The organism is Pontibacter ummariensis (assembly GCF_900188175.1).
Taxonomy (GTDB): Bacteria; Bacteroidota; Bacteroidia; order Cytophagales; family Hymenobacteraceae; genus Pontibacter; species Pontibacter ummariensis.
Genome location: NZ_FZOQ01000051.1, coordinates 1 through 12,311, shown reverse-complemented (window position 1 = coordinate 12,311; position 12,311 = coordinate 1). Strand labels below are relative to the sequence as shown.

Annotated in this window: 9 protein-coding genes and 1 pseudogene; all 10 read left to right on the top strand. The window is 52.0% G+C overall.

Going from position 1 to position 12,311, the window contains the following annotated elements; translation table 11 throughout:
- Nucleotides 1–262 (top strand): annotated as a pseudogene (locus CHB92_RS26035) (hypothetical protein); the annotation flags it as partial.
- Nucleotides 263–529: 267 nt separating this feature from the next.
- Nucleotides 530–1,582: an L-rhamnose/proton symporter RhaT gene (gene rhaT / locus CHB92_RS25010; protein ID WP_089321974.1), complete on the top strand. Its 1,053-nt coding sequence runs from the start codon at nt 530–532 to the stop codon at nt 1,580–1,582.
- Nucleotides 1,583–1,612: 30 nt separating this feature from the next.
- Nucleotides 1,613–3,739, top strand: a complete 2,127-nt coding sequence (locus CHB92_RS25005) for a bifunctional aldolase/short-chain dehydrogenase (RefSeq protein WP_089321973.1) — start codon at nt 1,613–1,615, stop codon at nt 3,737–3,739.
- A gap of 93 nt (nt 3,740–3,832) precedes the next feature.
- Entirely contained in the window at nt 3,833–5,107 is a 1,275-nt protein-coding gene (locus CHB92_RS25000) for a TIM barrel protein (RefSeq protein WP_089321972.1), read from the top strand.
- Nucleotides 5,108–5,109: 2 nt separating this feature from the next.
- Nucleotides 5,110–6,504, top strand: coding sequence for an FGGY-family carbohydrate kinase (locus tag CHB92_RS24995; protein WP_089321971.1), 1,395 nt, complete (start codon nt 5,110–5,112; stop codon nt 6,502–6,504).
- Nucleotides 6,501–7,241 (top strand): (Fe-S)-binding protein, encoded by a 741-nt coding sequence (locus tag CHB92_RS24990; protein ID WP_089321970.1) that lies wholly within the window; start codon nt 6,501–6,503, stop codon nt 7,239–7,241. Before CHB92_RS24995 ends, CHB92_RS24990 begins: the two co-directional genes overlap by 4 nt.
- Nucleotides 7,238–8,632 carry a lactate utilization protein B gene (locus tag CHB92_RS24985; protein WP_089321969.1) on the top strand — a complete coding sequence of 465 codons (1,395 nt, stop codon included), beginning with the start codon at nt 7,238–7,240 and terminating at the stop codon, nt 8,630–8,632. The genes CHB92_RS24990 and CHB92_RS24985 overlap by 4 nt, the downstream gene beginning before the upstream one ends.
- Nucleotides 8,625–9,212, top strand: coding sequence for a LutC/YkgG family protein (locus CHB92_RS24980; protein WP_089321968.1), 588 nt, complete (start codon nt 8,625–8,627; stop codon nt 9,210–9,212). The genes CHB92_RS24985 and CHB92_RS24980 overlap by 8 nt, the downstream gene beginning before the upstream one ends.
- 188 nt (nt 9,213–9,400) lie before the next feature.
- Nucleotides 9,401–11,122 carry a helicase associated domain-containing protein gene (locus CHB92_RS24975; RefSeq protein ID WP_089321967.1) on the top strand — a complete coding sequence of 574 codons (1,722 nt, stop codon included), beginning with the start codon at nt 9,401–9,403 and terminating at the stop codon, nt 11,120–11,122.
- 60 nt (nt 11,123–11,182) lie between these two features.
- Complete coding sequence (locus CHB92_RS24970; protein WP_144266397.1) at nt 11,183–11,551, top strand: transposase; 369 nt, start codon at nt 11,183–11,185, stop codon at nt 11,549–11,551.
- Nucleotides 11,552–12,311: the final 760 nt, after the last annotated feature.

The window sequence follows — 12,311 nt, the reverse complement described above, 5'->3', positions numbered from 1 at the left end:
CCCCGACGCCCGCATCGCCGTCAAACCGGTCAAGGCCCGCCGTCTCTGCTGCCATCTGCAGCTTTCAGTCGATGCTTCCCGCCACGTGATCACGCCGACGGTCACACTTGTTTATGTCTTCCTACTCTTGTTGTTAGAAAGGCAGCTGCAGGATAAAAGAGTGCAACTCCTACGCATGGGCTGCCATAGAATAGTAAAGCGGTGCAGGAGCGCTCCTGCACCGCTTTACCGCATCCGGCTGGCGCGGACCCCTGCTCAATAAACTTGTCGTTTACCTAAGGATAAAAACTTCGGGATGACTCATGTTTATTCTATGCACCTGGAATTATAATTCTTCAATTCGTCCTAAAAAAGTACTAAAGCTTGTAAAAAGCTTTTTAAATACAATATGCAATTATTTCCTGTCCTAGTAACAGGCGGTACACTGTTCTTCCCACTAATAGCCTTATTCCTTGTTTTACTAAGCATGACAGTGCAGGACAGTATCTGTCTTCGTGTTTCATATATTGAAGCACAGTTACACATTCATATGCAAGCGATTCTTGGTGTGGCCTTTCACTTTATCGGCGGCTTTGCTTCCGGCAGTTTCTATGTTCCCTTCAGAAGAGTAAGAGGCTGGGCATGGGAAAGTTATTGGATTGTGGGTGGATTTGCCTCATGGCTGCTTGTACCCTTTCTGGCAGCTTACCTGACGGTACCAAATTTCCTAAAGATTATCCAGGCTGCTGACCCTAATACCCTTTTCTGGACCTATTTCCTGGGTGTTCTGTGGGGCGTTGGTGGTCTCACCTTCGGACTAGGTTTGCGGTACTTAGGTATTTCACTAGGCCAGACAGTTATGCTAGGGCTATCAGCAGCTTTCGGGGCTTTGATGCCTCCCCTATACCGTGATATTGTTTCAAGTAACAGTGGTGAAACTCTAACGGGTATGCTGGGTGCTACTGGTGGTCAGGTAGTACTGCTGGGCATACTGGTTTGCCTAGTGGGTATTGTTATTTCTGGGAAGGCAGGGATGATGAAGGAAAATGACATGACCGCGGAGCAGAAGCAAACCGGAATCAAGGAATTTAATTTATCCAAAGGGATAACAGTGGCTGTAATATCCGGCATATTGAGTGCCTGCTTCAATTACGCCATCGAGGCGGGCAAGCCTATGGCAGAGATGGCTGTGCAGATGGGTAGTAATCCGCTGTTTCAGAACAATGTGGCCTTTGTCGTTATTCTATGGGGCGGCCTCACAACCAACTTTATCTGGTGTATGCTGCTTAACATCAAAAACAGGACCTTTAGCGACTACACCAACAAAGAAACACCTCTTGCATCCAACTACCTATTCTCAGCTCTGGCAGGCACCACCTGGTATATGCAATTCTTCTTCTATGGTATGGGAGAAAGTAAACTCGGCAACGGGGCAAGCTCGTGGATACTGCATATGGCCTTTATTATCCTGATCTCGAATGTGTGGGGGATTTTGTTGGGGGAATGGAGAGGCGTGCATAGAAGAACCTTTGCGACAATCATATCAGGTATTGCAGTGATTATTCTCTCGGTGACTATAGTCGGGTTCGGGAACTCACTATAAAGAAAGTGTAACTTATAAATATTGAAGCATATGTTAGAGTCGACAACTAAAACAGAATTCAGGCATGTAAGCTATTTGTGGGATGAAGAGAAGGCCGCCAAGCTTGCAGGCGATGAGGTAGGGCTGCTCATCTACCGGTCGAACCTATTGGGTGCCGACCTCCGGTTAACCAACTACGGCGGTGGTAACACATCCTGCAAGGCCATGGCCAAGGACCCGCTCACGGGCCAGGAAACAGAGGTGATGTGGGTGAAGGGCTCCGGTGGTGACCTGGGCACGCTGAAGCGCAGCGGCCTTGCCGCTTTGTATGTCGATCGCCTTAGAAGCCTGAAGAACGTGTACAGAGGAATAGCCCATGAAGATGAGATGGTGGAACTTTTCAACCACAGCATCTTCGATCTGAGCTCAAAAGCTCCCTCCATTGATACGCCGTTGCATGGCTTTCTGCCCTTCAAGCACATCGACCACCTGCACCCAGATGCGGCCATTGCCATTGCGGCGGCAAAAGACGGGAAGAAGATAACAGAGGAGCTGTTCAGCGGAACCATTGGATGGGTGGATTGGCAGCGCCCTGGCTTTGACCTTGGACTTCAGCTGCGCCAGTGCCTGGAGGAGAACCCTGGCATCCGGGGCATCATGCTGGGCTCACACGGCTTATTTACCTGGGGCAATACGGCTTATGAAAGCTATATGAATACACTGGAGGTAATCGAGCGCTGCGCCGAGTACCTGGAGCAAAATATCGGAAAGAAGGGCCCTGTGTTCGGCGGTGCCAAAATCCAGAGTCTGGAGGAGAGGCAACGCAGGAAGCAGGCAGCCGCGCTGGTCCCGGTGCTACGCGGTTTTTGCTCTAGCGAGCGTCACATGGTGGGGCATTTCACAGACGATGCCCGCGTGCTGGAGTTCATTAACTCCAACGACTTGGAAAGACTGGCACCGATGGGCACCAGCTGCCCGGACCATTTCCTGCGCACGAAAATCAGCCCGCTGGTGCTGAACCTGAAGCCGGATGAGGATCTGTCGGATGTGAAGGCGCTGAAAGAGCGGCTTGCCCCTGCATTTGAGAAATATCGCCAGATGTACGCCGACTACTACGAAAACCACAAGCACCCGAACAGCCCGGCCGTGCGTGACAAGAACCCTGTTGTTATTCTGTACCCGGGCGTGGGTATGTTCACCTTCTCAAAGGACAAACAGACAACCCGTGTGGCCTCTGAATTCTACATTAACGCCATCAACGTGATGAAAGGGGCGGAGGCAGTGTCTGAGTACATTTCGTTGCCGCGCCAGGAGGCTTTTGACATAGAGTACTGGCTTCTGGAAGAGGCGAAGCTCCAGCGCATGCCGACGCCCAAGGCACTTTCAGGCAGAATCGCGCTCATCACAGGCAGCGCGGGCGGTATCGGTAAGGCCATCGCGAAAAAGTTCGTGGAGGAAGGTGCCGTGGTGGTGCTGAACGATATGAACGAAGAGCGTTTAGAAGGTGCAGGTGTGGAGTTTAAGGCAGCCTATGGCAAGGACAGCTATGCCACGGCTGTGCTTGACGTAACAAAGGGCGACCAGATACAGGAGGCTTTCAACACAGCCGCTCTGGCTTTCGGAGGAGTTGATATCATTGTCAATAATGCCGGGCTTTCCATCTCTAAATCAATTGAGGACCACACAGATAAGGACTGGGACCTGCTGTATGACGTGTTGGTGAAAGGCCAGTTCATGGTAACGCAGGCAGGTGTGGAGTTGATGCGCAAGCAGGACATCGGCGGTGATGTGCTCAACATAGTTAGCAAGAACGCGCTGGTGTCCGGGCCGAATAATGCAGGTTACGGATCTGCCAAAGCGGCTCAGCTGCACCTGAGCAGGCTAAACGCAGCCGAGTTGGGTGGCGACGGTATCCGTGTGAACGTGGTGAACCCGGATGCTGTGATCAGCGACAGCAACATCTGGGCAGGTGGCTGGGCCGAGGGCCGGGCCAAAGCTTACGGTGTGAAAGTGGAGGAGCTGCCGGAATTTTATGCGAAGCGCACGCTGCTCAATGAGATCATCCTTCCGGAAGATATCGCCAACGCCTGCTTTGCTTTTGTGGGAGGGCTTCTGAATAAGTCAACCGGAAACGTGCTGAATGTGGACGGAGGCGTCGCCATGGCCTTTGTGAGGTAACTGTAAAAGCAAAGCTTTCACAAAATGTATGATGTGAAATAAGTTCCCTTTAAAGGAGAACAAATATGAATCCAACCCAAGAACACGAGGCTCATGCAAATAGAAAAATATAAGATAGACGAATTCAACCAAAAGCATGCGCAGGAGCACAAGCGCAGGTTTGAGTTTACGGCCTCCTCACTGCACAACGTAGAGGGTGTCCTGCAAAAGCTGGTTGACTTTCAGATAGGTATTCCAAGCTGGGCACTTGGCACGGGCGGTACCCGCTTCGGTCGCTTCTCTGGCAGTGGTGAGCCACGGAACCTGGAGGAGAAGATCGAGGACGTGGGCTTGCTGCACGCCTTAAACCAGTCCAGTGGTGCCATTTCGCTGCACATCCCGTGGGACATCCCTACGAATGCCTCCAGCATAAAGGCGCTTGCCGCACAGCACGGCCTGCGCTTCGACGCCATGAACTCAAACACCTTTCAGGACCAGCCGGACCAGAAGCTAAGCTATAAGTTCGGCTCCATGCAGCACGTGGACAAGGCGGTGCGTCGGCAGGCTGTCGAGCACAACATAGAGGTGATCAAGCACGGTGTCGCGCTGGGATCTGACTCACTGACGGTATGGCTGTCAGACGGCTCCAGCTTTCCGGGGCAGCTCAACTTCAGAAAAGCCTTTCAGAACACACTTGAGAGCCTGCAGGAAGTGTATGCGGCCCTGCCGGATAACTGGAAGATGTTTGTGGAGTATAAGGCCTTCGAACCTAATTTTTACTCTACAACCGTTGGCGACTGGGGACAGTCCTTACTGTACGCCAACAAACTCGGGCCGAAAGCTTACACACTTGTTGACTTGGGCCACCATCTCCCGAATGCCAACATCGAGCAGATCGTTTCGCTTCTTCTGATGGAGGGCAAACTGGGCGGCTTCCACTTCAACGACTCCAAGTACGGGGACGATGACCTGACGGTAGGCAGTATCAAACCTTACCAGCTGTTCCTAATCTTCCATGAACTGATAGAGGGAATGGACGCAAGGGGAATGAACCATGCCACCGATCTGGGCTGGATGATCGATGCTTCGCATAACATCAAAGACCCGCTCGAAGACCTGCTGCAGTCTGTGGAAGCCATCATGATCGCCTATGCACAGGCTTTGCTCGTGGACCGCAAGGCCCTGACGGGAGCACAGCAGCAGAACGATGTGGCCCGATGCCAGGAAATCCTGCAGGAGGCCTACCGCACCGACGTTCGGCCGATTGTGGCTGAGGCGCGCCTGCGCTCCGGAGCTGCCCTGCGCCCGCTGCAACTGTTCCGCGAGCTGAAAGTGAGAGAGAACCTGATCAACGAACGCGGTCTGAAGACTGTTGCCACTGGACTGTAGCCATGCAAAAGATACCTGTAGTTGCCATTTTCGATGTAGGCAAAACGAACAAGAAGCTGTTTCTCTTCGATGAGAACTATAAGATCGTGTACGAGAAATCGGCACGGTTTATAGAAACAGTGGATGAGGACGGAGAGACCTGCGAAAATTTGGAAAGCCTACGGTTATCGGTGTTTGATTCGCTCAGGGATGTGTTCAGGCGGCAGGAGTTCGAGGTGAAGGCCATCAACTTTTCCACCTACGGGGCCAGTTTCGTCTATATTGACGAAGAGGGCAAGCCGCTCTGCCCGCTGTACAATTATTTGAAAGCTTACCCGGAAGAGCTCAAAAAGCAGTTCTATGATACCTACGGAGGAGAGGAGAAGTTCTCGAAAGAAACAGCTTCTCCTGTGCTGGGAAGCCTGAACTCAGGCATGCAGCTCTACCGGCTGAAGTACGAGAAGCCGGAGCTGTTTAAGAAGATAAAGTACGCGCTGCACCTGCCCCAGTACTTAAGTTACCTGATCTCGGGGGAGGTGTATTCTGACATCACGAGCATCGGCTGCCACACCAACCTCTGGGACTTCACGAAAGGAGAGTACCACGAGTGGGTAAAGCAGGAGGGTGTCCAGGAGAAATTGGCTCCTCTGGCTCCGTCTGACAGCGTGGTGCCGGCTGCCTTCCCGGGCAACAGCTATGCCGTTGGAGTGGGCCTGCACGACAGCTCTGCTGCGCTGATTCCGTATCTGGTCAACTTCCACGAGCCCTTCGTGCTGATCTCTACCGGCACCTGGTGCATTAGCCTGAACCCTTTCAACACGACACCTCTGACCGAGGCTGAGCTGCAAAAGGACTGCCTGTGCTATATGCAGTACAAGGGCAAGCCGGTGAAGGCTTCCAGGTTCTTCGGCGGATACGAGCACGAGCAACAGGTGAAGCGCATCGCGGCGCATTTTAATCAGAGTGCCGCCCGCTATAAGTCGGTGCCCTTCGACCCTGAGATCATTAGCAGACTACAGCGGGAGGATGAGCTGGTGTCGGACGCTGCGCCTAAAAAGGATCAACTGCAGGAGTCACGGTTTGCGCAGCGGGACCTGTCTTCTTTTGCTTCCGACGTGGAAGCCTATCACCAGTTTATCCTCGACCTGGTGACGCAGCAGGTGGCCTCCACACAGCTTGTGCTGAAGGGTTCTGATGTGAAGCGTATCTTTGTAGACGGCGGGTTCAGCAAGAACGCTATCTATATGAATCTGCTGGCCTCGTTTTACCCCGAGAAAGAAGTGTTTGCAGCCTCTATGGCACAGGCAACCGCCATTGGCACAGCCCTGGCCATCCACAGGCACTGGAACAGAAAGCCATTGCCAAACGACATCATTGAATTAAAATATTATGCGGTAACGCATGACGCGAATATATGACGGTAAGTCTTTTTATCCCTTGTTACGTAGATCAGTTTTATCCCAATGCCGCCATTGCCACGCTCGAGCTGCTTGAAAAGCTGGGCGTGAAGGTGGTGTACCCATCCAGGCAAACATGCTGCGGCCAGCCCATGGCCAACTCCGGATTTGAGCACCTGACGATGGAGAGCAATAATCAATTCATTGAAAATTTCAGGGAGTTCGACTACATCGTAGCGCCCTCCGGCAGTTGCGTGCTGCACATGAAAGACCACCTGCACTCAGGTAAATACCCGAACGAGTCAGAGTCTGTCCGGCAGAAAGTGTATGAGCTGACCGAGTTCCTGACGGATGTGCTGAAGGTAAACTCGCTTAAAGCCCGTTTCCCGCACAAGGTGGGCCTGCACCAGAGCTGCCATGGGCAAAGAGGCCTGAAGCTTGCCTCCATGTCGGAGCTTGTCGCACCTGCCTTCTCTAAGCCGGAGCAGCTGCTGAGCATGGTGGAGGGCCTGGAACTGATCGAGCTGACCCGCAAGGATGAGTGCTGCGGTTTCGGAGGCACCTTCTGCGTGGCCGAAGAGGCCGTGTCGGTAAAAATGGGAAAAGACCGCGTGATGGATCACCTGCAGCATGATGCAGAAGTCATCACCGGATCTGACATGAGCTGCCTGATGCACATGGAAGGTATCCTGCGCAGGAAGAAGAGTAACGTTCGGGTCATGCATATCGCTGAAATCTTAAATGCACAGGAGCTATGACAGGAGACACAAAGGCAATAAAAGACCATGCTGCCCTGGCCGATGCTTTTAATGCGGACGAGCCCCGGGTAAACTGGCACGACGAGACGCTGTGGTTCATCCGGCAGAAGCGCGACAAGGCCGCCCATACCATTCCGGATTGGGAGCAGCTCCGCGAAACTGCCTCCCGCATCAAGCACAACGTGCTCTCGAACCTGCACGACTACCTGCTGCAGTTCGAGTCGAACGCGAAAGCCAACGGCATCATCGTGCATTGGGCGGCCGATGCCGCAGAGCATAACCAGATCGTGCACGCCATCCTGCAAAAGCACAAGGTAGACCGGATAGTCAAGAGCAAGTCAATGCTGACGGAGGAGTGCCACCTGAACGATTACCTGGCCGAGAACGGTATTGAGGTAATAGACACAGACCTGGGGGAGCGCATCGTACAGTTGGCAAAAGAGCCGCCGAGCCACATTGTGCTGCCTTGTATCCATAAGAAAAAAGAAGAAATAGGTGATTTGTTCCATGAGCATCTGGGAACCCCGGCCGGTATGGCTGATCCGCAGGTGCTGACAGAGGCAGCCCGGCAGCATCTGCGGGAGACTTTCCTGACCCGCCGCGCCGCGCTCACGGGCGTTAACTTTGCCATTGCCGAAACAGGCGAGTTTGTGATCTGCACAAATGAAGGCAACGCAGACATGGGAGCCCATCTGGCCGATGTGCACATTGCCTGCATGGGTATCGAAAAGCTGATCCCAAAACGGGAGCACCTGGGCGTCTTCCTGAGGCTTTTGGCCAGAAGTGCCACGGGCCAACCCATCACCACCTACTCCAGCCATTTCAAGAAGCCAAGGGAAGGGCACGAGCTGCACCTGGTGCTGGTCGACAACGGCAGAAGCACACAGCTGGGAAGAGAAAATTTCCGCAACTCGCTCAAATGCATCCGCTGTGGGGCCTGTATGAATACTTGCCCTGTGTACAGGCGAAGCGGTGGTCACAGCTACCATACCGCGGTGGCTGGTCCGATTGGTTCTATCCTGGCACCTAACCTGGACATGAAAAAGAACGCAGACCTGCCCTTTGCCTCCACGCTGTGCGGGTCCTGCTCTAATGTGTGCCCCGTGAAAATCGACATCCATGACCAGCTTTACAAGTGGCGGCAGGTGATCGTGAAGGAGGGTTATGCGGACAAGAAAAAAAGATTGGGAATGAAAGCCATGACGCAGGCCTTTGCCTCGCCCACAACTTTCCAGTTGGCAGGCAAAGCAGGTCGTTGGTTTATGCGCAACGTGCCTTTTGTGGTGAACAACAACCTAAACCCCTGGTACAAGCAGCGCGAAATGCCCGCACCACCAAAGGAGTCGTTTGGGGAGTGGTATCAAAAGAACAGGAAAAAGACAGATGAGTAGCAGAGACAGCATATTGGCTGCAGTGGCCAGAAACCAACCGGAGCTTTTACCACTACAAGAGGTTCCTTCCTTTGCTTCTGAGGAGGCAAACCTGGGAGAGAAGTTTTCGACAGTGGCCGTAAGTATCGGGAGTAAGGTATTCCGGGTACAAAGCATAGAGGAGGCAAAGCAGATTCTACTGAAGGAGCATAGCGGTGCCAGGAGGGTCATTTCCGTTTTCCCTGAGTTTGCAGACGTGGCGGAAGCTTCTCCCGTATCGGACACAGATCCTCACACTTTAGCGGACGTTGACCTGGCTGTGCTGCCTGCCCAGCTTGGGGTGGCAGAGAACGCCGCGCTGTGGGTAACGGATGCGCAGCTGCCGCTACGTGTGCTGCCTTTCATTTGCCAGAACCTGGCCCTCGTGGTCCCACAGCAAAACATTATCCCCCTGATGCACCATGCCTATGACGTGATCGGGGCTCAGGAGTATGGTTTCGGTACCTTCATCGCAGGCCCCTCCAAAACGGCTGATATCGAGCAGTCACTGGTGCTGGGGGCGCATGGTGCGAGAACGCTTTCAGTTTTCATTCTTGTATAGAAGTACTCTCCGTTTATCCAATGTTTAAGACCAGACCACTCAAATAGAATTCTTGACTCATGTTATCCTTAAATATCCTCTAGCCTAATAAAGATGCAACGACAACTTAATGTTGACGAAACCATAACATTGGCTTCGTACAGGTCTGATGTCTCGAGCGATAATTTTACACGAGAATAAACAATGCCATGGAACACTTAGAGAAAGGAATCTTCAACAAAGAGTTCTTCAGCCTATGGTACAGCAACTACCATAGGCTTGAGGCTATGAACGGCACTGTTGGGGACACTGCTGATGAGCTTGATGAAGAGTTGGAAAGTTGGATCGGCATCCAGAGGAACATAAGGCACATGCTCCCGTGTGAGCTTAAGGCTAAACTGTCAGCTTTAAGCCTTGACTTTGAAGACAAGGGCCTTTCCTGGGAGTTGATGTACAGGCAGCTGGCTGACTTTGTGCAGAATAAAGGGCACGCCTGCCTACCCAGTGACCATAAGCATGAAGCGCTCAAAGACTGGCTCATTAGGCAGGTGCTGAGTAAGGGACTGCTGTCGGCAATACAGTTCCAAAGGTTGGACAGCCTTGGTGTTGACTGGGAAATGGCTATCAGCAGGGACCACAGGTGGAATCAGATGCTTTGGAGGTTAAAGGAGTTTAAGCAAACCTTCGGCCATTGCCGGGTGCCACAGAAGTGGGTAAAGGATAAGCAGCTTGCTCATTGGGTAACAGTGCAGCGGAGAACGTACTCCCAAAACAGGATACGCGAGGACCGGCAGCGCCTGCTCAGCGAGCTTGGCTTTATCTGGAGCATTAAGTCTCGGCAAGAGGCACAGTGGGAGGAGTTCTTCCTGCAGTTGATAACCTTTCGTCAAAAGCACGGGCACTGCCGGGTGCCCGGCAAAAAAGGGAAGTTGGCAAGCTGGGTCGAACGGCAGCGGACGGCCAGGACGAATGGCCGTTTAAGGCCAGAAAGGGAAAAACGACTGGACGAGATAGGGTTTACCTGGAACTTTGAACACATCAGGAAGAGAAATTGGGAAGAGCGGTACAGGCAGCTGCGCGCCTACAAACAGCAGTACGGTCACTGCTTTGTCCCGGCCAATTGTAGGGAGAACAAGACCTTGGGTGTTTGGGTGGTTTCGCAGAGGTGGCTCGAGTCTAAGGGCAAGCTTTCGGCGGATAAGTTGGAAAAGCTAAACGAGCTGGGCTTTGTGTGGAGCAAGGACACACAAGACCAGCTGAAGGCGGTTTACGACACCCAGTGGGAGGCGAGCTTTGAGAAGTTGAAGGCCTACAGGCAGGCACACGGCACTTATCAGGTCTCCCTCAAAATAAATGCGGTGCTACAGCGCTGGACAAGCTGGCAGCGAATGCTTTTCTACGAGGAAAAGTTATCGGCCGACCGTATTGACAAGCTCAACAAGATTGGGTTCCCGTGGAGTGTGCAAAAAGAGTACTGGATGAAGATGTACAATGCCCTGGTGGATTACAGGAAAAGGTTCGGACACACAAGGGTGCCCTTCCAGTGGGCACCGAACCCACAGTTATCGGCTTGGTCCTATAAGGTAAGGCTGAACAAGGCAGAGCTAGACTCCCAGAAGGTGAAGCTTTTAGACAGGATAGGCTTTGACTGGACCCTTAGGCGGAAGAAGGTAGTTCCCTGGAAGGAGATGTACAAGCGCTTGGTAGCCTTTAAGCAGGAACATGGCCATACCCGTGTTCCTGCTTGCTGGAAGAAAGACCCTAAGCTGGGTAAGTGGGTTAGCAGGATGCGGCAGGAGAGAGAAAAGCTTACTCCAGGGCGAGTTGCTCTTCTAGAGACCATTGCCTTTGAGTGGAACCTCCGAACTTTATCTCGACCGTCAACCAAAGGCCACAGGGCTCAGGCTTTCGGCCATACCGTGGCTTCTTGAGAACGACCATCTTAGGCATAGGCTAGTCTGGCGTCTACATCTTTTTTCAATGCTAAAATTATGATTGTTACTTGGCTGTTTCGCTTTAGAATTAGGAAACAGACTGGCTTAAGAGCGGCTGGTACTATAGGAGCTCAAAAGCTTCTTCCTGTACGCAAATCTTCTTACTCTCTCGCCAAGCCTGCTGCCACGCCTTCCTCTAGTATTAGTCCCGGCGAGCCTCTCAACCCGCACTGGCCATTACTACCTTCACTCAAAGAAGCTATACTCTGCTACAGCCTCAGGATTCACTTCCACAGGGTCTTTCTAGTAATCACTAGTCAGGGAAAAGGCTCTTCCGGTTGGTTTTACGACCTTAAACTGCTCCTAATCTCAAATCAGCCCTGTCAGCTTGTCCGCTTTCTGCTCATACCGTTCAACAACAACTAGAGAGGGCTGAGTAACCTACTAGCGGGGCTGAAGAGAAAGAGCTAAGAGGACAAGGGGTATCTGTATCTACCTATTCGAAGAGTTGCTAGATAAGGGGCTGCGTTTGGGTGCCAAGAACATGGAAGGCATGCTTCTTTATGGAAAGACAGGTTAAGTCTGGTGAGGAGGAGGTGGTGGAACAGAGCAGATAAGTGAACTGTATAGTTAGCGGGTGGCAAGTATAGCTAATCATGCTTACTTCTCAAGATTCTAACAGAGGCGAAACTGGAGATGAAGACTTCACTAAACAGATAACGAAATATTTTCAAATTTTACAGGCTATCATGGAAGTGCACTTTTCAAACGCCCGACCATGTAGAGTCACTAGGAGAAAGATGTGGCTCTAGTCGTAGGTACGTCATCTAAAAGTGGAAACGCTGGGGTAAGTACGAGCCTGATTGAGACTTTATAGGTGGGTCAAGAAACAATACTTTACTACTCTTATGTCCTGAATTTAGCTTTTGTAGTACATAGGGGGATATGTAAATAGTAAAGGGAATCCCACATTGTCTACCGTACCTGGTAGTGTGCTTTGCCCTGCTGCGTATGTAGCTTTCTTATAGAAGTAAAATCTAATGAGTAATTTTCCATCCGAATTTACATCAAACCTCAGCTACCTGAAAAGTGTGGCTGATCAGGAAGAAACAGTGCCATGGCGGTTATCTCAGAGATTGGCCTTACAGAGGTGCTAGACCTTTTAGGGACGTTTGCATTTGCGTTA